General features: G+C 69.5%; 1 protein-coding gene and 1 pseudogene. Both read right to left on the bottom strand.

Going from position 1 to position 1,544, the window contains the following annotated elements:
• Positions 1-488: pseudogene (locus tag ACTUAL_RS08580) on the bottom strand (hypothetical protein); the annotation flags it as partial.
• Between the two features lie 79 nt (positions 489-567).
• The gene (locus ACTUAL_RS08575; protein WP_440899872.1) at positions 568-1,446 is read right to left on the bottom strand and encodes a M23 family metallopeptidase; all 879 of its coding nucleotides are present in this window, start codon (positions 1,444-1,446) and stop codon (positions 568-570) included.
• Positions 1,447-1,544: the final 98 nt, after the last annotated feature.

The following is a 1,544-nucleotide window of genomic DNA, read 5'->3' as shown; positions in this document are numbered from 1 at the left end:
AGGATCATCCCGATCATGCCGATGAGGAACGCTCCCAGGAAGCGGAGGTCATAGCGGCGCAGCACCAGCAGGTATACGGCGACGATCAGGGCGGTGCCGGTCAGCGCAAACTCGTACATGTTCGCCCACGGCACCCGCCCGGCCGCGATCCCGCGCAAGATGGTCCCGGCCACGTGAAACAGAAACGCGAGGACCGCCAGCGACGTCCCGACCCGCGCCCACAGCAGCCGCGGCGTCGGCGCGGGAGCTGTGCGAACACCGTCCGTCCCACCGCTCTCCGTCCCACCGCTCTGCGTGCCCGCGTTCTGCGGGCTCATCGTTGCAGTGGCGCCGACCAGGGCCGGCTCCCGCTGCGGGGTGCTGGCAGGAACGGAGCGTTGGGCGAGGTCAATGGTGTACGCGATGAACGCGAGCAGGTAGGTGGCGATCGCCGTCCACACCAGCAGCAGCGAGATGCCGTCGAGGGGGAGCGCGTCGATTCCGGTCATGGCGGGGTTATCCTCTTCGTCGTTGCGGGCAGGGGTGGGCGCGAGCATCGTTGCGCGGCGGATGTGTGCGGGACATGTGTCAGCCCGCGTTCGCTTCCAGCCAGGCCAGCGAGTCGACGGCGGTGCCGTCGAGATATACCTCGAAGTGCAGATGGTTCGCGGTGGAGCGGCCCGTGCTTCCGACAAGCCCGACCAGCTGCCCGGCCGTGACGGTCTGCCCGACGCCGACCTGCCGGCTACCTGTTTGCATGTGGGGGTACACGGTGCTCACCTGCTGCCCGTTCAGGACGGATTCCACCACGACGGTGACCCCGTACCCGCCGTAGCTGTCCTGTGAGATCCGCACGACACCGTCGAGGGATGCGTAGACGGGGGTTCCGCCGGCGGCGACCATGTCGGTGCCCATGTGTGCGCCGCCTCGGTCCCCGAACCGGTCGGTCACGGTGAACGGGCCGCCGACAGGCCAACGCACGGTTCCGCTGCCGGGGGGCACCATGCTGTAGTCGAACGGCAGTGAGGCGACCTGCGCAGCTCGTGCGCGTTCTGCGGCTGCTTCTGCCGCCTTCTTCTGGTCGATCTCCTCCTGGGTGGTGGCTGCGTAGCTCTCCCGGGTGAGCTGCGTCGCGGTCGCGTCGGAGGCGACGATCAGAGATTGCGCGTCGTCGGACGCGACTTGCTGCAGCGTCGGGATCTCGATGTCTGCGGGCTGCCAGGCAGCGGATGCGGGGAGGGCGAAGGTGGCGATCAGGCCGGTTGCCACTGCGAGTGCCCCGAGGGACCGGATCGGCGCCAGCGCGCGCGCCCCGCGGCGGGCAGAGGTCGTGGCCAGCGCGCGTCGCCTGGGGTGGGGGCCGCTGGCGGGGAGGGACGTGACGTCGCGGCGGAGGCTGCGGCGTGTGGAGGGCGTCTGGGGCTGGTCGCCGGCTGAGGTGGTCTGTTCAGTCATGATGTCCTTCATTTCGGGTCAGATGGAGACGCCGCGGGCGGCGAGGAAGTCGATGGGGTTGACGGGGGAGCCGCCCACGTAGGCCTCGAAGTGCAGGTTGCAGCCGAAGG

The sequence above is a fragment of the Actinosynnema sp. genome (assembly GCF_052038725.1).
This window is presented reverse-complemented; position numbering and strand designations above follow the sequence as displayed.

Coding starts and splice junctions, on each gene's coding strand:
- ACTUAL_RS08575 (WP_440899872.1), bottom strand. CDS start 1,446: ATGAAGGACATCATGACTGAACAGACCACCTCAGCCGGCGACCAGCCC.